The 16,967-nt window shown below is 59.7% G+C and carries 17 protein-coding genes; 5 read left to right on the forward strand and 12 right to left on the reverse strand.

Going from position 1 to position 16,967, the window contains the following annotated elements:
- On the forward strand, positions 1-88 hold an 88-nt coding region (locus F8C90_RS06775; protein WP_158049762.1), incomplete at its 5' end, for an IS3 family transposase.
- Positions 89-177: 89 nt separating this feature from the next.
- Here the strand turns inward: F8C90_RS06775 and rplW are convergent.
- The 8 genes from rplW to F8C90_RS06815 form a co-directional block, all read right to left on the reverse strand.
- A complete protein-coding gene (gene rplW, locus F8C90_RS06780) occupies positions 178-462 on the reverse strand; it encodes a 50S ribosomal protein L23 (protein WP_158049763.1) in 285 nt (94 codons plus the stop codon).
- Positions 463-1,086, reverse strand: coding sequence for a 50S ribosomal protein L4 (rplD, locus tag F8C90_RS06785; protein WP_158049764.1), 624 nt, complete (start codon positions 1,084-1,086; stop codon positions 463-465).
- Positions 1,087-1,117: 31 nt separating this feature from the next.
- Positions 1,118-1,738 carry a 50S ribosomal protein L3 gene (rplC, locus tag F8C90_RS06790; RefSeq protein WP_158049765.1) on the reverse strand — a complete coding sequence of 207 codons (621 nt, stop codon included), beginning with the start codon at positions 1,736-1,738 and terminating at the stop codon, positions 1,118-1,120.
- A 14-nt stretch (positions 1,739-1,752) separates the two neighbouring features.
- A complete protein-coding gene (gene rpsJ, locus F8C90_RS06795) occupies positions 1,753-2,061 on the reverse strand; it encodes a 30S ribosomal protein S10 (protein ID WP_158049766.1) in 309 nt (102 codons plus the stop codon).
- A 36-nt stretch (positions 2,062-2,097) separates the two neighbouring features.
- Positions 2,098-4,203, reverse strand: coding sequence for an elongation factor G (fusA, locus tag F8C90_RS06800; RefSeq protein WP_158049767.1), 2,106 nt, complete (start codon positions 4,201-4,203; stop codon positions 2,098-2,100).
- Between the two features lie 13 nt (positions 4,204-4,216).
- Positions 4,217-4,687, reverse strand: coding sequence for a 30S ribosomal protein S7 (gene rpsG / locus F8C90_RS06805; RefSeq protein ID WP_158049768.1), 471 nt, complete (start codon positions 4,685-4,687; stop codon positions 4,217-4,219).
- A 93-nt stretch (positions 4,688-4,780) separates the two neighbouring features.
- Positions 4,781-5,152, reverse strand: a complete 372-nt coding sequence (gene rpsL / locus F8C90_RS06810) for a 30S ribosomal protein S12 (protein ID WP_158049769.1) — start codon at positions 5,150-5,152, stop codon at positions 4,781-4,783.
- Between the two features lie 587 nt (positions 5,153-5,739).
- Positions 5,740-6,147 (reverse strand): hypothetical protein, encoded by a 408-nt coding sequence (locus F8C90_RS06815; protein WP_246155838.1) that lies wholly within the window; start codon positions 6,145-6,147, stop codon positions 5,740-5,742.
- A gap of 96 nt (positions 6,148-6,243) precedes the next feature.
- Between F8C90_RS06815 and F8C90_RS06820 the strand changes: the two genes are divergently transcribed.
- A complete protein-coding gene (locus tag F8C90_RS06820) occupies positions 6,244-7,116 on the forward strand; it encodes a LysR family transcriptional regulator (protein ID WP_158049770.1) in 873 nt (290 codons plus the stop codon).
- 234 nt (positions 7,117-7,350) lie between these two features.
- On the opposite strand, the gene F8C90_RS06825 is transcribed toward F8C90_RS06820, so the two are convergent.
- Positions 7,351-8,289 (reverse strand): manganese-dependent inorganic pyrophosphatase, encoded by a 939-nt coding sequence (locus tag F8C90_RS06825; protein ID WP_158049771.1) that lies wholly within the window; start codon positions 8,287-8,289, stop codon positions 7,351-7,353.
- 448 nt (positions 8,290-8,737) lie between these two features.
- Here F8C90_RS06825 and sdaAA point away from each other — a divergent pair, with 448 nt between their 5' ends.
- A complete protein-coding gene (sdaAA, locus tag F8C90_RS06830; RefSeq protein WP_158049772.1) occupies positions 8,738-10,369 on the forward strand; it encodes an L-serine ammonia-lyase, iron-sulfur-dependent, subunit alpha in 1,632 nt (543 codons plus the stop codon).
- 135 nt (positions 10,370-10,504) lie between these two features.
- Here the strand turns inward: sdaAA and F8C90_RS06835 are convergent, their stop codons facing one another.
- Positions 10,505-10,768 (reverse strand): Txe/YoeB family addiction module toxin, encoded by a 264-nt coding sequence (locus F8C90_RS06835; RefSeq protein WP_158049773.1) that lies wholly within the window; start codon positions 10,766-10,768, stop codon positions 10,505-10,507.
- The gene (locus F8C90_RS06840; protein ID WP_158049774.1) at positions 10,761-11,027 is read right to left on the reverse strand and encodes a type II toxin-antitoxin system Phd/YefM family antitoxin; all 267 of its coding nucleotides are present in this window, start codon (positions 11,025-11,027) and stop codon (positions 10,761-10,763) included. The genes F8C90_RS06835 and F8C90_RS06840 overlap by 8 nt, the downstream gene beginning before the upstream one ends.
- 630 nt (positions 11,028-11,657) lie before the next feature.
- Here F8C90_RS06840 and F8C90_RS06845 point away from each other — a divergent pair.
- Positions 11,658-13,019, forward strand: a complete 1,362-nt coding sequence (locus F8C90_RS06845; protein ID WP_158049775.1) for an ATP-binding protein — start codon at positions 11,658-11,660, stop codon at positions 13,017-13,019.
- A 139-nt stretch (positions 13,020-13,158) separates the two neighbouring features.
- Here the strand turns inward: F8C90_RS06845 and F8C90_RS06850 are convergent, their stop codons facing one another.
- On the reverse strand, positions 13,159-15,543 hold the full coding sequence (locus F8C90_RS06850; protein WP_158049776.1) for an ATP-dependent helicase: 2,385 nt from the start codon (positions 15,541-15,543) through the stop codon (positions 13,159-13,161).
- Between the two features lie 280 nt (positions 15,544-15,823).
- On the opposite strand from F8C90_RS06850, the gene F8C90_RS06855 reads away from it, so the two are divergent.
- Positions 15,824-16,954 (forward strand): CobW family GTP-binding protein, encoded by a 1,131-nt coding sequence (locus F8C90_RS06855; RefSeq protein ID WP_158049777.1) that lies wholly within the window; start codon positions 15,824-15,826, stop codon positions 16,952-16,954.
- Positions 16,955-16,967: the final 13 nt, after the last annotated feature.

Below are 16,967 nucleotides of genomic sequence, written 5' to 3' on the forward strand. Positions count from 1 at the left end.
CATCCACTGGAACACGAGAAGGAGGCAGGTTAAACTAAAGGGACTGACCCCGGAGGAGTTCCGGAATCAGTCCCTATGTGCGGCGTAGGCCGCTAATTAGCCCGTCCAAGAATTGGGATGCAGTTCAAATTGAACCTGGGGCTTACTAGCAGGCGTCAGACGCTCAGAGATAGGACTCTAGGCGTTGAACAGCTCGATGGAATCGCCTTCCTTGAGCGTGACCATGGCCTTCTTCCACGTACGGGTACGGCCAGCCGCACCGCGCATGCGCTTCGGCTTGGATTTCACGTTCAGGGTGTTCACCTTGGTCACCGTCACGTTGAAGATGGCCTCAACTGCCTGACGGATCTCAACCTTGTTGGAGGTCTTTGCGACCTCGAAGGTGTAGGTGTTCTTCTCCATCATGTCGTAGCTGTGCTCCGTGATGACGGGGCGGATGATAACCTCGCGAGGATCCTTCATTTATGCAAGCACCTCCTCGATGCGGGCCAGGGTGGACTCAGTCAGCACGAGCGTCTTGTTATCCAAGAAGTCGTAGGTGTTGATCATGCACACCGGGACGATGGTGACAGTCGGGATGTTGCGGAAGGACTTGTAGGTGTTGATGTCCTCATTGCCGATCACGAGCGTCGCACGACCTTCGATGCCGAGCGCCTTCAGGGCAGCAACGGCGTCCTTGGTGCAGGGCTTCTCGAAGTTCCAATCAGCGACAACCATGAGCTGGTTGTCGGCGAGCTTCGCGGAAAGCGCAGAGCGCATCGCGAGCTTGATCTCCTTCTTGTTCACCTTCATCTCGTAGGAGCGGGGGTGCGGACCGAACACGGTGCCGCCGCCAGCCCATTGAGGTGCGCGGATGGTGCCCTGACGAGCGCGGCCGGTGCCCTTCTGGCGCCACGGCTTCTTGCCGCCGCCACGAACCTCGCCGCGGGTCTTGGTGTCATGCGTGCCCTGGCGCCACGAAGCGCGCTGCGCGCGGACCGCAAGGTGCATGACCGGGACGTTCGGCTCGATGCCGAACACGGAAGGATTGAGCTCGGCAGTGCCGGTCTTCTCACCCTTCGCGTCCTTGATATCAATCGTTGCCATATGTAATGCAGCTCCTAATCTTCGTTACTAACTACGCCATGCGCACGCGCACGATGCCGTTCTTGCCGCCCGGGATACCACCCTTGACGAGGATGAGGTTCTGCTCCTCATCGATGCGAACGACCTCGAGGTTGCGGACGGTCACCGTATCGCAGCCCATGTGACCCGGCATGCGAACGCCCTTGAAGACGCGGGACGGGGTTGCGCACTGGCCAACCGAACCGGGGGCGCGATGGAAGTGCGCACCATGTCCGCCAGGACCACCGGCAAAGCCGTAGCGCTTGATGACGCCCGCGAAGCCCTTGCCTTTGGAAGTGCCGGTGACGTCGACCTTCTTCACGTCGGCAAATGCCGCGACGGTCTGCAGGTCGCCCGTCTTGTACTCGCTCGCGTCCTCGACGCGAACCTCGCGCAGGTAACGAACAGGCTCGGTGCCGAGCTTCTCGAAATGGCCCGCCATCGGCTTGTTGACCTTCTTCGGCTTGATTGCGCCGAAGCCCAACTGAACAGCTTCGTAACCGTCCGTAGCCTTCGTCTTCACCTGGCAGACCTTGTTCGGCTCAGCCTGGATAACGGTAACGGGAACGACGGTTTCGTTCTCAGCGAAGATCTGCGTCATGCCGATCTTCTTGCCAAAGATTGCATTAATCATTTAAAAGAGCCCCCTTACAGCTTGATCTCGATGTCGACGCCGGCCGGGAGATCGAGACGCATCAGGGAATCGACCGTGTTCGGGGTCGGCTCCAGGATGTCGATGAGGCGCTTGTGAGTGCGCATCTCGAACTGCTCGCGGGAATCCTTGTCGACGTGCGGGCCCTTGACGACGCAATACATGTTGCGCTCCGTCGGCAGCGGAATAGGACCGGACACCTTGGCACCCGTCTTCTGCGCGGTATCGACGATGAGCTTGGTGGACTGATCCACGATCTCATGATCGTACCCCTTCAAGCGGATGCGAATCTTCTGATTAGCCACTTATCTTACCTCCATTAAGCTTGTCGCAGCCGCGCTCTACGCGTTGCCGCCAGCCTTGCTGATAATCTCTTCGGACACGCTCTTCGGAACCGGCTCGTAGGACGCGAACTGCATCGTGTACGTCGCACGGCCCTGGGTGCCGGAGCGCAGGTCGGTTGCATAGCCGAACATCTCGCCCAGCGGAACCTTCGCGGAGATGACGACGGCGTTGCCACGTGCTTCCTGGCCGCAGATCATGCCGCGGCGGCTCGGGATGTCGCCCATGACGAAGCCCATGTACTCCTCGGGGGTTTCAACCTCGACGGACATGACCGGCTCGAGGATGACCGGGTCAGACTTGCGCAGCGCGTCCTTGATCGCCATGGAGCCTGCAACCTTGAATGCAGCCTCGGAAGAGTCGACGTCGTGGTAAGAACCATCGATGAGCTCGACGCGAACGTCCTCGACGGGATAGCCAGCCAGAACGCCCGTGTTGAGAGCTTCCTGGATGCCCTTGTCGATGGAAGGAATGTACTCCTTCGGCACGACGCCGCCGACGATCTTGTTCTCGAACTCGTAGCCCTTGCCGGCTTCCTGCGGATACATGTTGATGACCGCATGGCCGTACTGGCCGCGACCACCGGACTGGCGGACGAACTTGCCTTCGGCGTTGAGCACTTCGTGGCCCGGACGCTCGCGGTAGGCAACCTGCGGCTTACCAACGTTCGCCTCGACCTTGAACTCGCGCAGAAGACGGTCGACGATGATCTCGAGGTGAAGCTCGCCCATGCCGGCGATGATGGTCTGGCCGGTCTCATGGTTGGTCGACACACGGAACGTCGGGTCCTCTTCGGCCAGCTTCTGGAGTGCGATCTCCATCTTGGTCTGGTCGGCCTTGGTCTTCGGCTCGACAGCAACGTCGATGACGGGGTCGGCGAATTCCATGGACTCGAGGATGATCGGCGCGTCTTCCTCGCACAGCGTGTCGCCCGTGGTCGTGTTCTTCAGGCCAACGACGGCGACGATGTCGCCAGCGGAGCAGGCATCGATGTCGACGCGCTGGTTGGAGTGCATCTGAAGCAGGCGGCCGATGCGCTCTTTCTTATCCTTGGTGGCGTTGGACACGTAGGAACCAGCGTCCAGATGGCCGGAGTACACACGCAGGTAGGTGAGCTTGCCGACGAACGGGTCGGTCATGATCTTGAACGCGAGGGCCGCAAACGGGGCCTTCGGATCGCTCGGGCGCTCATCTTCCTCGCCGGTCTCGGGGTTGGTGCCCTTGATGGCGGGAACGTCGATCGGAGCCGGGAGGTAGTCGACAACGGCGTCGAGGAGTTCCTGCACGCCCTTGTTCTTGTAGGCGGAGCCCACGAACACGGGGTTGATCTTACAGGCGATGACGCCCTTGCGCAGGGCAGCCTTCAGCTCTTCGACGGAGACTTCCTCTTCCATGAGGACCTTCTCCATGAGGTCGTCGTCGCAGTCGGCGGCAGCCTCGAGGAGCTCCTGATGGTAAAGCTCGGCGTCCTCTTTGAACTCGGCGGGGATCTCGTCCATGGGCTCAGGGTAGGTCATGCCCTTGTCGTCGGCCTTGAAGTCCCATGCGGTCATGGTGACAAGGTCGATGACGCCCCAGAAGTTGTCCTCGGCGCCCATCGGGAGCTGTGCCGCGACGGCCTTGGCACCCAGGCGATCTTTCATGGTCTGAATCGCATGGAGGAAGTCAGCGCCAACGCGGTCGTACTTGTTGATGAAGGCGATGCGGGGAACGCCGTAGCGCTCCGCCTGACGCCAAACAGTCTCGGACTGCGGCTGGACGCCGGCAACGGCGTCGAACACGGCGACGGTGCCGTCGAGAACGCGCAGGGAGCGCTCAACCTCGGCGGTGAAGTCCACGTGGCCCGGGGTGTCGATAATCTGGAAGCGGTAGGTCTCGTCGTCCTTCTTCCAGAAGCAGGTGGTAGCAGCAGCGGTGATGGTCACGCCGCGCTCCTGCTCCTGCACCATCCAGTCCATCGTCGCGGCGCCATCATGCACCTCGCCGATCTTGTGGGTCTTGCCAGTGTAGTAAAGGATTCGCTCGGTAGTGGTCGTCTTACCGGCATCGATGTGGGCCATGATGCCGAAGTTACGGGTGAGCTTCAGGTCGTTAGTCTTAGCCATGTTCCCTCACGACCTAGAAGCGGTAGTGCGAGAACGCACGGTTGGACTCGGCCATCTTGTAGAGATCCTCACGCTTCTTGACGGAAGCGCCGGTGTTCTCGGCTGCGTCCATGATCTCGGCAGCGAGGCGCTGCTTCATGGTGTGCTCCTTGCGCTTGCGCGAGAAGTCGACGATCCAGCGGATGGCGAGCGTGGTGGCACGACGGGAGTTGACCTCCATCGGCACCTGGTAGGTTGCGCCGCCGACACGCTTCGGCTTGACTTCGAGCGTGGGGCGAACGTTGTCCATGGCCTTCTTGAAGACGGACAGGGGATCCTGGCCAGACTTCTCCTCGACAATGTCGAAAGCACCATAAACGATGCCCTCGGCGATGGACTTCTTGCCATCGAGCATGATCTTGTTGATCAGCTGGGTGACGAGACGATTGTTGAACTTTGCGTCCGGCTGAGTTTCACGACGGACTGCTGCTGCACGACGCGGCATTGGGTAACTCCTTCTTTCCTGCGCGCTTCGAGGGGGCTTTCCTAACCTCCCATTAGGCCTTTCTTTTCTGGCCCGCGCGACTTAGCGGTTTACTTATTTCGGGCGCTTGGCACCGTAGCGGCTGCGAGCCTGCTTGCGCTTGTCGACTGCAGCGCAGTCGAGAGCAGCGCGGATGACCTTGTAACGGACACCAGGAAGGTCCTTAACACGACCACCGCGGATAAGCACCATGGAGTGCTCCTGGAGGTTGTGACCTTCGCCGGGGATGTAGGCCGTTACTTCCATGCCGTTGACGAGGCGGACACGGCAAACCTTACGAAGAGCCGAGTTCGGCTTCTTCGGCGTGGTGGTGTACACACGGGTGCACACGCCACGCTTCTGCGGGTTGCCCTTGAGCGCCGGCGTCTTGGACTTGGCGACAGCCGTCTTGCGGCCCTTGCGGACCAACTGATTAATAGTAGGCAAGTTCCTTCTCCTTCTTTACTACCTGGCTTCGCGCAACCTGACCATGTGGCTGCGAAAACCATATGCCTGCTGGGATTGCCCCGCGTGCGAGGCGCTCCCCCATTTTCATGTACGCTCAGCTGGTGCGCACACGAAAATACACGCCGCAATGCGGCGCGAGTTGGTACTATACGGCTCGAACACCAGCTTGTCAAACGCCACGCACCCGGGTGTGTCTATTCCTTAAGGTAAACGGCGCACAGGGGTGGGACATCATGCGGATAGGTTGCTGTGAGCTGGCAAAACGCAACTTGAAGAAGCTGTCTCGCTGCCGCTTTCAGGGCGATCGCTGCACCGGTGACTCCTCGCTTGGGAGTCGTCTCCTTCTCTTCTCCACAATTAAGCAGCGCAACTTCTGGCGAGGCGGCACCTTTCTGCTTTTCTCGAGCAGCCCGGCAAAACTCGGACCCTTATGCGGAAAAGGGCGCCTGAGGGAAGGCGCCCTGTGAAATCGCGAGCCGTGATAGGGATGGAAGCAGCGACTCGCTGGAAGTATGCAGTTGGTTCGGGCGCGTACGCTCGCTCCAGAAAGGGCCTCGGCGCCTGCGTTACTGGCGGCCTGCTGCACGAACCCCTTCGATGTAGCCGTTTTCCGCGGCCGCCACCGCACGATCGCGGCTTGCGCGGCGTTCCTTGAGCGATTCGGCGGCATCGATGACGCCGCGCTCCTCGTCAAGCTTGCGATTGCGGAAATACACCGCCCAATTCACCGCAATGCACACCACGTTGATGAAGTACACGATGAGCACCCAGTTGATCGTGCCCGATACGAACTTCGCAGCGATGCCGGCAAAGTAGCCGAGCGTGATGAGCAGGATGAACTGCCAGCTCGTGCCCGCCGCCGTACGCGCCTTGTAATTCTTGTACGCATTCATCGGCCACGACAAGCCGAAACAAATGAGCATGACAGCTTCAAGCACTTCCGCCACGGTAATACCATCTCCCGAATCGAGCATTTTACAACTTGATTCATGGTAGGCTTTCTCTTGATAATGTCCAATATATCTTTAAGATGAAACCGATAAGTAATCCATTATCGAATTGGAGCACCCATGGAACTGCTTCAGCTGAAATACTTCCTCGCCGTAGCCGAAAGTGAGCACATGACCAACACGGCGAAGCAGCTCCACATCGCCCAGCCTGCGCTCACGCAGTCAATCCACCGCCTCGAGCAGGAGCTCGGCGTGAGCCTGTTCGAGCGTGCGGGGCGCGGCATCCGCCTCTCCCCCGCCGGCGCCTACGTTCGAGACCGCGTGAAGCCCGCGATGGAAACCCTCGAGAATGTGGTGCGCGACGTGCAGCTTTTCCAACAGGGCGAGCAGGGCGTAGTCCGCGTCGGCGTCCATGCGGCATCCGGGGTGGCCATTGACGGCATCGCCGCCTATAGCGAGCTCAACCCGCATGTCTCGTTCGAGATCACACAGGACGAGCGCGAGCGGCATCGCGATGTCATCGTGACGACCATCACGCCGCGCGGCTCGAGCACGGTGGAAAACGCCGTCGAGAAAACGCCCTTCTCCGAGCGCATCGGCATCGCCGTTCCCGCAGGCAGCGCGCTTGGGGAAACCGCCTCGCTTTCCGATTTCGCAAGCGAGCGGTTCATCGCGCTCGCCGGCTCACGCCGCTTCCGCGAGGTGTGCGACACCTTCTGCGCGCGCCGCGCCTTCACCCCGCACATCGCCTTCGAAAGCGACAACCCCCTCGTCGTGAAGAAGATGATTGGCCTCGGGCTTGGTGTGGGGTTTTGGCCCGACCACAGCTGGGGCGACCTCGACCCGAAGTCCTGCCGCCTCGTCCATCTGCAGGAAACCGAATTCACGCGCGATGTCATCGTGGCGAAAACGAGCCGCTGCACCCCAGATTCCGAAGCGCAACGATTCTACGAGTTCCTGCTCGACTACGTGGCGAAACGCTGGGAGGAGTAGCGCGAAAGCACTCGGCGGAGAAGCGGCGCGGCTATCCCTGCAGGTAGGGAGAGGGCGCACGTCCAGCGCACCTCTTCCACGACGGCTATCCCACAACAGGGACAACTTCAACAGCGCAGAAATCGCTCGAGCACGAAAAAGGCCCCGACGCCTGCGGATAAATCTCCGCAAAGCAACGGGGCCTTGATTGTTCGGGTGCGGCGAGAGTCCGCCTTCGCAGACGAGCTTGCCGATCTAGGCAGCGAGGATAGGCGCCGCGACCTGCTTCTTGCGGGAAAGAACGCCGGGCATCCAAGCACTTTCGCCATCGTTCAAGTTCACGCCGAACACGTCGGAGACGAACTGCGTATCGCCCTCGCAAATGAACTGCGAGCCCTCAGCGAGGATGTCAGTCGCGAAGAACAGCACGAACTGGTAGCCCTTTTCAGCGACGAGCGCTTTGATAGCCTCACGAATCTCGGCTTCGCGGCCGAGGACCGCCTTCAAGTCGACGGTCTCGAACTGGCCGATGTAGACCTTGTTGCCATTCTTGAGTTCGAATTCCTTCGCGTCGGCGTTCACCAGCTTGTCGATAGGAAGCTCGGCGGGGTTCGAACGGCACTTGAAGATGTCCATTCCGTATTCGACCGGATCGACGCCCAGGGTCTTGGCCGTACGCGCAATCATGTCGCGGTCGAAATCAGTCGTGGTGGGCGACTTCATGATGACGGTGTCGGTGAGCATCGCACCGAGCAGCAGTGCGGCGATGGACTCGGGAAGCTCCACACCCTCGATCTCGAATTCGCGCGCGACGATGGCGGCGGTGGAGCCGACGGGCTTCACGTTCACGCGAATCGGCTGCGCGGTGGTAAGGCCGCCCAGGCGGTGATGGTCGACAACTTCGACAAGGTCGTCAGTGTTCAAGCCGTCCACGGACTGGAGCATCTCGTTATGATCGACGAGGATGACCTTAGCGCCCTCGGGAACCGACTCGATAAGGCGGGGCTGCTCGATGCCGCGCTCGCCCATGATCCACTCGGTCTCGGGAGGAAGCGGCCCCAGGCGCACCGGCTCGAAGACGGCCTCCTCGCCCGCGCGGCGCGCGAGCTCGTTTTTCAGGTATGCATACCCGACAGCCGCGCTTATGGCGTCGTTATCAGGGTTTTTGTGACCGACGACGATGATCGATGACATGTTCTCTCTCCTTGTTTCTCCGCCGTGCAGCTCAAAGCGGCAGCGTACATCGTGATGCGCAACTAACCTGAGCGATCTCGGCGGGATGTTGAAAATGCCCGAACAGTATAACGCACGCCCCGCATCGCGCGAGCTCGGAAACGCAATCGCGCTAGGCATCGGCGTGAAAGGGATTGCAGGTCGCGAAGCCTCTGCGCTTGCGAGCTCGTGCCTTCCATCCCCTTTGCCCCAACGCAACTGATATATAGTGTTGATGGAATCGGCACGGCGATGCGCGACTCGAAACGGAAGTTGAGGATGCTTGTCGTGCGCATTATCTACGCAGCGTGCGCCATTGCACATATCGCGTATGCCACGAGCGGCTTCGCACACGCTGCGCGCAATGTGAGCGCATTCCGCGAGACGCGCGCGACAGCATCAAACTGAGGAGAAACAGGAGCGCATTCCCATGAAAACGCTTGGACTTCGCGATATCATCGGCCCGATCATGGTCGGACCTTCCTCCTCGCATACCGCAGGCGCGCTGCGCATCGCGCTTATGGCGAGAAACCTGTGCGGCTCGGCACCCCAAAAAGCGGTGTTTCGTCTTCTCGGATCGTTCGCGCACACCTACCAGGGGCACGGCACTGACAAGGCACTCGTTGCTGGCATGCTTGGGTTTGCCGCTGACGACCTGCGCGTTCGCGACTCCTTCCGCTGGGCCTCCGCAAAGGGGCTCGCATTCTCCTTCACCCCCGACCCTCAGGCCGACGATTTCGCGCACCCCAACACGATCGACGTCACCGTGACTGATGAATCAGGTTGCACGGTTTGCGTGCGCGGCGAGAGCATCGGCGGCGGCGCAGCCGTGATCACGCGCCTCGACGGCATCGACGTGCACATCACCGGCGAGCACACGAGCGTCGTCGTGCGGCAGCGAGACGAGGCAGGCGTGCTCGCCCATATCGCAAGGTGCCTATCGAACGAGGGCGTGAACATCGCAACGACTCGCATGTTCCGCGAAAGACGCGGCCAGGTGGCCTACACCGTGCTCGAATGCGACCAACGGGTGAGCGACAAGGTGCGCCGTGCGATCGCCGAGCACCCCGGCATCTTCGACGTGCGCGTGATTCCCGCCGACAGCACAGCTTCCGAGGGCGAAGGCGCGAAAGGCTGTCCCATCGACGAGGAGCAGGCGCTTATAAGCTTCGAAGCGCTCGATTTTGCGAGCGGGAAAGAGCTTTTGAACTGGTGCGACGCCCATGATTCAGCCATCTCGCAAGCCTTCTGCGCCCGAGAGGAGGCCCTGTGCGCGTCGCAAGGATGCATCGCCGACACGCAGGAATACCTCAAGCGCGCGCTCGATGTGATGCGCGCCTCGACGCTGCGACCGATCGAGGAGCCGGCCGAGTCCATGGGCGGCCTTCTGGGCAGCGAGGCGCAGCGGATGCGCACGTTCCATGCGTCGGGGAGAAGCGTCTGCGGCGATTTGACGGCGAAGGCGGCGACCTATGCGATGGCTGTGCTCGAAACGAACGCTTCGATGGGTCGAATCGTCGCCGCACCCACCGCGGGCAGCGCGGGCGTCGTCCCCGGCGTGCTCATGGCTCTCGGAGAAGAGCACGGGTTCACCGATGAAGACTTGGCTCGCGGGCTTTCCTGCGCGGCCGCCGTGGGATTCCTCATCACGAGAAACGCCACCGTGTCGGGCGCCGAGGGCGGCTGCCAGGCGGAGGTGGGCGCCGCATGCGCCATGGCGGCTGCGGCGACGTGCGAGCTTGCCGGGGGCACGCCCGCGCAGTGCCTGAACGCTGCCGCGAACGCGCTCACTAGCCTGATGGGGCTCGTCTGCGACCCCGTGGCAGGGCTTGTGGAAGTGCCTTGCCAGAAGCGCAACGCGGCAGGCGCCGCCGTGGCGCTCGTGAGCGCGGAGATTGCCCTTGCGGGCATCGGGAACCTCGTCGACTTCGACCAGACGGTCGATGCGATGTTCGCTGTGGGCAAAAGCCTCCCCTTCGAGCTGCGCGAAAGCGCCCTCGGGGGCCTCGCCGCCACCCCCGCCGCCTGCGCCTACTGCGAAAGCTGCATGAGCAGGAGCTAGAGGGCATTCCGCCGAATGCCAGATTCGGGATAGCGCCTTCAGATTCGCTTTCCCAAATCTGAAGGTGCACAGGCAAAATGCGAAGTTGGCCGCGGACAAGAGCGCCGCCGAAAGCAAGGCGCCAGAAAGCTAAGCCTATTTGTCCGAATAATGGCTTCTTGCCGAGTAAATGCGGATTGTATTTCCTTGCACGTCGTAGATAAGTCGATCTTTCTCATTGATTCTTCTAGACCACAAGCCAGACAAGCTGCCCTTAAGTTTTTCAGGCTTCCCCAGCCCCTCATAAGGGTTTTGCAGCGCATCTTCTATCAACTTGTTAATGCGTTTGAGCGTCCGCTTATCCTCGGCTTGCCACCAAAGATAATCTTCCCAGGCATCGTCGGACCACAGTTTAGGCATCCTCTACCTCGATGAGCTCGTGGTTTGCACCTCGTTCTTCGGCAAACTGCTTCATCCCTCGCTCAATCTTGCTCATCAGTCGCGCATTTGATTGGACTTCCAGGTTTTCAATGAGATTATCGTAGTCCATCGCATTCATGACGACCACGTTCGCGCTTGGATCTTTGCTCGTGACCAGCAGCGGAGTCGCGTCATCGCGCGTCTTATCCAAGTATGCCCGTAAATCCTTGCGAAACGTCGAGTACGCAACCGCTTCCATGGCGAGACCTCCATACTTGTACAGATTCTTGTACGATAATTATATTCTACGAAAGTACACAAACGATTGCAAGCGCAGAGACTTCATCTGGCGTTTTCCCAGAATACAAATGCACAACATACCAAGACGAATACTGCAAGGGAAGTCGGCAATCGGGGCAAAATCACTTCTTCCGCATGTATGCACCTCCACATCCGAGAAAAACTGCAATGCCATCACCGATAAAGCTTATTCAACATAACAAGAAAGGATCACCGTGGAAGCAATTAGATGCTAACTATGCGGCAGCATCTTTGAGATCCTTTATCGGAATGCAAACACTCATTTGCGTCGGTTTCCCTTTGCCTTAGTCCTGTTTCTTGAACTCCGGAATCTTGTCTGCCCCAAGCCCGTTGCAAGGCGATTTCCATTTCGGCATCATGGCCGAAGGCGGGAAAGCGAAGGCGGGCATGGCTCGGCATCGCTCAAGTACGTTGCCGAGCCTTTTCGGGCTTTTGCGTTTGGAGCGCATTGCCGCCCGCAAAGGCTACAACCCCAAGTTCTGCGCATCGTGCATATTCTACTTATGAAAGTTCTGCGCATCGTGCATAATGGGGGCATGGAAGTTCTGCGCATCGTGTTAGGAAAGCCATGCTCAAAAGAAAAGCATACGAAAAGCTCCTTGAGTGGAAACAACAACAGGCTGGGAAAACAGCCGTTCTCATAGAAGGCGCCCGCCGCGTCGGGAAAAGCACGCTTGCTAAGGAATTCGGCCTAAACGAATATAAATCATGTCTCGTGATCGACTTCTTCCAAGCCCCCGACGAGGTCAAGCAGTACTTTCGCGATTACAGCAACGATTTCGACGCCTTGTTCCTGTATCTTTCCGCCTATTATTCCGTCGAGCTGTTCGACCGCGAGAGCCTCGTCGTTTTCGATGAAGTGCAGATGTTCCCCTTCGCGCGGGGGCTTGTGAAGTACCTTGTCGCTGACGGCCGGTACGACTATGTTGAAACCGGGTCGCTCCTATCGATCAAACAGAATATCCAGGACATCGTCGTTCCGTCCGAGGAGCAGACGCTTGAGCTCGCGCCGTTCGATTTCGAGGAATTTCTCTGGGCTATGGGCGAGAAGCCCCTAGCGCAGCTCATCGGGTCAAGCTTTGACTCCCTCAAGCCCCTTCCCGACAACCTGCATCGTAAGGCGTCGGCCCTGTTCCGCGAATACATGCTGGTGGGAGGCATGCCCGAGCCTGTGAGGATATACACCGAGCAGCGAAAGTTCCAGCCAGTCGAGCAGGCGAAGCGGCAGATCATCGAGCTGTATCGCAACGACGTGGCGCGCTTCGCCCGCGGTTACGAATTCAAGGTCGTTTCGGTTTTGGACGGTATACCCGGGCAGCTATCCAAGCATGAAAAGAAGTTCACGCTCAGCTCCATCAGCAAAAATGCTCGCATGCGCACGTACGAAGAGGCGTTTTTCTGGCTTTCCGATGCGCGCATAGCGAACATTTGCTACGCCTCCACCGACCCGAGCGTCGGCCTGGGGTTGAGTGTGGAACAAACTTCCCTGAAGTGCTATATGGCAGACACGGGGTTGCTCGCGACGCTTGCACTGTCGACGGGAGCGACGGACGAAGAGGGCGTGTACCGGGCGGTGCTCAGGGGCGACGTGGGCCTCAACGAGGGAATGCTTGTCGAAAACGTGGTCGCGCAATGCCTTGTCGCCAATGGGCGCAAGCTGTTTTTCTATTCGCAGTCGGGGAAGAAGGAAAACCAGCAGCGCATGGAAATCGATTTCCTTATTGTACGACCGTACGTGAACGCGGCAGGAAAACCGCGGATAAGCCCTATCGAAGTGAAGTCGCCGCGGCAGTATGGCACCGTTTCGCTAGACAGGCTCAAAGAGACGTTCGATAAGAAAATCGGCACGCAGTACGTGTTGCACCCGAAACAGATGAAAATCGAAGGCGACCGGGTTTATCTGCCGCTGTATATGGCAGGGTGCTTGTAGCCGAGATGAACTAATCAAGCTCATCGAGTAAATCTTACCCTCATCACCATTATGAGCATACTTTTCCAAAAGCACCCCATTTCTCGTATCCAAGAAATGGGGTGCGGTTCAGCCTTCCCTAGCAGCCTCTTTGCTCGCGCTACCCAATCTTCACGATGGGGGCGTAGTCCTTTAAAAGCTTCTTCGTCTGGCCGGTTTTCGCGAAGCGGATATGGAGCGTGTCGCCGTCGACTTTCACGACCTTGCCGCGGCCGAACGTCTTATGGTCAACTGCGTCGCCGACGGAGAAGGTGACGCCCGCGGCCTCCTTCTTCCCCGCCTTCGGGTTGACGTAGCCGCCTGAACCGTGAACACTCGAGCCCGTATGCCCGCTTCGGCCTGCGCGGTCGCGGTCGCCGCGGCCCGCACTTCCCGATGCGCTCGAGCGCCCGAACACGCGACCGCCGCCCGCTTCCGTACCGCTTCCCGCGATACCGCGACGGCTTCCGCGTTTCTCCCAACCAGTGCCGGAAAAGCCCGCAGAGCCCAGCCCCGAGGTTTGGCGCAGCTCGGCAGGAATCTCGTGGATGAAGCGCGATACCGGGTTCGCCGACGTCTGGCCGAAAATCTGGCGCTGCTGCGCGCACGTGAGGTAGAGCACCTTTCGCGCACGGGTGATCGCAACGTAGGCAAGCCTGCGCTCCTCCTCGATTCCCGCAGCATCGTTCACGCTGTTCATATGCGGGAAAAGCGTCTCCTCCATGCCCGCCGTGAACACGCAGTCGAACTCGAGGCCCTTTGACGAGTGCACGGTCATGAGCGTGACAGCCTTGCCGTCTTCCCCCATGGTGTCCAAATCGGTGCGCAGGCGCACCCACTCGATGAAGTCAGCAAGGGAATCCCCGCGAAGCACGCGGACAGGTTCCGCGTCGCCGGCAACCGCGTCCCCTTCCGTCGGCGCAGCAAACTCCGCGTCGTCTTCCTCATGCGTCTGCGAGAACTCGTCGACGACGCCCATGAACTCCTGGATGTTCTCGATGCGCCCGCGCGCCTCATCGGTGTTCTCGTTGGTGAGCGCCGAGATGAGCCCCGCGCGATCGACGATCATCTCCACCACGCGGCGCAGCTCGCCTGAGTACTCCTGAGCCTCCTTGATAAGCTCCACGAACTCGCCCACCGCGCGGCGGGTCGAGGCGCGCAGCTCGGGGTCAAGCACGACAAGCTCAGCCCCCTGCATGAACGTCATGCCCATCTCGCGTGCAAACTGCTCGATGCGCTCGATGGTGGTCTTGCCGATTCCGCGGCGCGGCACGTTGATGACGCGCTTCGCGGCAATGTCGTCGGAGGGGTTCACGACCAGCGTGAGGTATGCCATGACGTCGCGAATCTCCGCGCGATCGAAGAACTTCGTGCCGCCGACGATGCGGTAGGGCACGCCCGCGCGCAAAAGCATGTCTTCAAGCATGCGCGATTGGGCGTTCGTGCGGTAAAAAACGGCAATCTGGTTGTACGACATGCCCGCCGAGCGGCGCTTCTCGATCTCGCCCGCGATCCAACGGCCCTCGTCGCGCTCGTCGGTTGCCATATAGACGTGGATCTTCTCGCCATCCTCGGCGGAGGTAAAGAGCTTTTTCGCCTTGCGGTGCTGGTTGTTCGCGATGACCGCGTTCGCGGCGGCGAGCACATTGCCCACGCTGCGGTAGTTCTGCTCGAGCTTCACCGTGTGGCAGTTGGGATAGTCCTGCTCGAACTCGAGGATGTTGCGGATGTCGGCACCGCGCCACGAATAAATGGACTGGTCGTCGTCGCCCACGACCATGATGTTTTTGTACTTCTGCGCCAAAAGCCCGGTGATAGCATACTGCGCATGGTTCGTGTCCTGATATTCATCCACCATGATGTAACGGAAGCGCTCCTGGTATGCCTCGAGCACATCGGGGTGGTTCTTCAGCAGCAGATACGCGTACACGAGCAGGTCATCGAAGTCGAAAGCGTTCGCGGCGCGCAGACGCTCCTGCAGTCGCGTGTAGATTCGGGCGGCCACCTTCCCCACCGGGTCGATCGCCTGCTTCTCGAAATCACCCGGCACAATGAGCTCGTTTTTCGCCTGGGAGATGCGCCCCATAAGGGCGTTTACGGGAAAGCGCTTCGGGTCGATGTCGAGCTCGGCCATGATTTCCTTGTACAGGCGCTTCTGATCGTCGGCATCGTAGATGGTGAAGCTCTTCGAGAAGCCGAGGCGCTCGGCGTCGGCGCGCAGCATGCGCACACACATGCTGTGGAAGGTAGAGACCCACATGCCGCGGCACCGCGGCCCGATGATGCCCTGAAGGCGCTCGCGCATCTCAGCGGCGGCCTTGTTGGTGAAGGTGATCGCAAGTATTTCCCACGGCGCCACGTCCAAGTCCTCCACGAGATGGGCGATGCGATAGGTGAGCACGCGCGTCTTACCCGAGCCTGCGCCCGCGAGTACCAAAAGCGGGCCTTCCGTGCACTGGACAGCTTCGGCCTGAGGGCCATTCAACGTGGCGATGTCTACGGGCATAGGTATCTTCTCCTGCGTACTGCGAACGGGAAATGCGCGGATGCGCAACGCGGCCGCGCAAGAAAAGCCTCGCGCGGCCGGCATCGATTCATGTGTCGTTCCGCATTGTATCGCAGTGCGACAAGACCCGTCTCGCTTACCGCAGTCGCTGCGCGAAAGCCACAGCATTTGTTCGATTACGGACGGTTTCGCATGGAGATAGCCGCGAGCAAAGCACCTTTGGAGTAAAGTGGGCGGTAGCAAACAAAAAGCAATCAAGCTAACTGCAAAGGAGCGCTTCATGGAAGAAGAAAAGCCAATCAAAATTATCCTGCTCACCGGGTATCTCGGAGCAGGTAAGACGACGCTGTTGAACCACATCCTCGCAAACGAGGAGGGCATCCGTGCCGCGGTCATCGTGAACGACATCGGCGAGGTGAACGTCGATGCCGCGCTCGTCGACTCGAACGGGTTCTCCGAAATGGACGGCGACCTTATCCCGCTCACGAACGGCTGTCTGTGCTGCACGCTTTCCGATGATCTGGCCAACCAGCTGACCGACATCGCGAACGCGGGCAAGTACGACTACATCATCATCGAGGCATCGGGCATCTGTGAGCCCATCCCCATCGCGTATATCATCTCAGACTTCTGCGACCAGACGAAAAACGAGGGCCACGCTCCGCTCGATTTGGACAACATCGTCGCTGTCGTGGATTGCGCGCGCATGTACGACGAGTTCAATGGCGGACGCGATCTTTTGGAGGAGGATATCGACGAAGACGATATTGAAAGCCTGCTCATCCAGCAGATTGAGTTCTGCTCGACGCTCATCCTGAACAAGGCCGACAAGGTAACGCCCGAACAGATGAGCGAGCTGAAGGCAATCGTTCACAGCTTGCAGAAAGAAGCGGTCATCGTGGAGGCGACGCGCGGCGACGTTCCCATGAGCGAGCTTCTCGACACGAACCGCTTCGACTTCGAGAAGGCGTACAACTCCGCCGCCTGGGTAGATGCGATGGAACATCCCGAGGAACATGACGACCCCGAGGTCCTCGAGTACGACATCGAGACCTTCATCTACAAGCGTCGCAAGCCCTTCGATCTCGACAAACTCAATGAATATGCGGAAGGATGGCCTACGAGCATCATCCGCGCGAAGGGAATCATGTGGGTGACCGAACATCCCGACACCGCATACGTGTTCGAGCAGGCGGGCCGCCAGATGACGATGGATGAAAGCAGCATGTTCGTCGACGCCGCCACTGAAGAAGAGCGCGAGCAGGCTATCAGCGAGTACCCCGAAATCATGGAAGACTGGGATCCGGAGGTAGGCGACCGCATGAACAAGATCTGCTTCATCGGACGACACATGGACAAGGAGGCCCTTATCGCTGGCCTCGATTCCTGCCTCGTCGATTGGCATAAGTAAACGAACAAAAAGG

Source organism: Ellagibacter isourolithinifaciens (assembly GCF_008831035.1).
In the GTDB taxonomy this organism is placed as follows: Bacteria; Actinomycetota; Coriobacteriia; order Coriobacteriales; family Eggerthellaceae; genus Ellagibacter; species Ellagibacter isourolithinifaciens.

What these genes read in the sequence shown, in the direction of transcription:
- rplW (WP_158049763.1), bottom strand. Translation starts at nt 462, where the DNA reads ATGAAGGATCCTCGCGAGGTTATCATCCGCCCCGTCATCACGGAGCAC.
- rplD (WP_158049764.1), bottom strand. Translation starts at nt 1,086, where the DNA reads ATGGCAACGATTGATATCAAGGACGCGAAGGGTGAGAAGACCGGCACT.
- rplC (WP_158049765.1), bottom strand. Translation starts at nt 1,738, where the DNA reads ATGATTAATGCAATCTTTGGCAAGAAGATCGGCATGACGCAGATCTTC.
- fusA (WP_158049767.1), bottom strand. Translation starts at nt 4,203, where the DNA reads ATGGCTAAGACTAACGACCTGAAGCTCACCCGTAACTTCGGCATCATG.
- rpsG (WP_158049768.1), bottom strand. Translation starts at nt 4,687, where the DNA reads ATGCCGCGTCGTGCAGCAGCAGTCCGTCGTGAAACTCAGCCGGACGCA.
- F8C90_RS06815 (WP_246155838.1), bottom strand. Translation starts at nt 6,147, where the DNA reads ATGCTCGATTCGGGAGATGGTATTACCGTGGCGGAAGTGCTTGAAGCT.
- F8C90_RS06820 (WP_158049770.1), top strand. Translation starts at nt 6,244, where the DNA reads ATGGAACTGCTTCAGCTGAAATACTTCCTCGCCGTAGCCGAAAGTGAG.
- F8C90_RS06825 (WP_158049771.1), bottom strand. Translation starts at nt 8,289, where the DNA reads ATGTCATCGATCATCGTCGTCGGTCACAAAAACCCTGATAACGACGCC.
- sdaAA (WP_158049772.1), top strand. Translation starts at nt 8,738, where the DNA reads ATGAAAACGCTTGGACTTCGCGATATCATCGGCCCGATCATGGTCGGA.
- F8C90_RS06835 (WP_158049773.1), bottom strand. Translation starts at nt 10,768, where the DNA reads ATGCCTAAACTGTGGTCCGACGATGCCTGGGAAGATTATCTTTGGTGG.
- F8C90_RS06840 (WP_158049774.1), bottom strand. Translation starts at nt 11,027, where the DNA reads ATGGAAGCGGTTGCGTACTCGACGTTTCGCAAGGATTTACGGGCATAC.
- F8C90_RS06845 (WP_158049775.1), top strand. Translation starts at nt 11,658, where the DNA reads ATGCTCAAAAGAAAAGCATACGAAAAGCTCCTTGAGTGGAAACAACAA.
- F8C90_RS06850 (WP_158049776.1), bottom strand. Translation starts at nt 15,543, where the DNA reads ATGCCCGTAGACATCGCCACGTTGAATGGCCCTCAGGCCGAAGCTGTC.
- F8C90_RS06855 (WP_158049777.1), top strand. Translation starts at nt 15,824, where the DNA reads ATGGAAGAAGAAAAGCCAATCAAAATTATCCTGCTCACCGGGTATCTC.